Here is a 500-nt window from a genome sequence, read left to right as displayed (position 1 = left end):
AATCTGGAACCTCAACCGCCTACGGCCCAGCACAGCTAACTGTATCAACCCTAGACGACTTTTATAAACGTCACCCTGATTTATTCAGTGAACAGGAGAAAGATTATATTCATCGGTTCAGTGCTCAGGGTCATAAGATGATGCACGCTGATAAAAATGATCCTGTATTTGGTTACGGTGGAACAGGTATTTTAAATAGTAAACCTGATCAGCGTCTTTATGGGATCGTGGTTCGGAAGATGTTGCAGCAGATGGTTAAAGATAATGGCGGCAGTTTAGATAAAACAGTAAAACGCTGGAGAGGCAACGATACAGATCATAAGTATTTTGCTAAGGTTTTGGCAGCGTATAAAGAGGCTTGAAAATGATCCCTATTATATTGGGAGAAATTACAAGTTGTAAATAAGTGTAACAAGATGTTACAGGGAGAAGGTAAGTTGATGATAGTTAAAGAATTTAAACAAGTTGGCGATCCTACTCTCTGTGCATCGCTGGATTTT

Annotated in this window: 1 protein-coding gene; it reads left to right on the top strand. The window is 39.6% G+C overall.

The window, feature by feature from the left end; translation table 11 throughout:
- Positions 1-362: hypothetical protein (locus N1032_RS28220; protein WP_259544067.1), on the top strand; the 362-nt coding region annotated here is incomplete at its 5' end.
- Positions 363-500: the final 138 nt, after the last annotated feature.

This window comes from Herbiconiux daphne (assembly GCF_024979295.1).
GTDB classification, from domain to species: domain Bacteria; phylum Actinomycetota; class Actinomycetes; order Actinomycetales; family Microbacteriaceae; genus Herbiconiux; species Herbiconiux daphnes.
The sequence above is the reverse complement of the archived record's forward strand: the minus strand, read 5'-3'. Positions and strand labels throughout refer to the sequence as shown.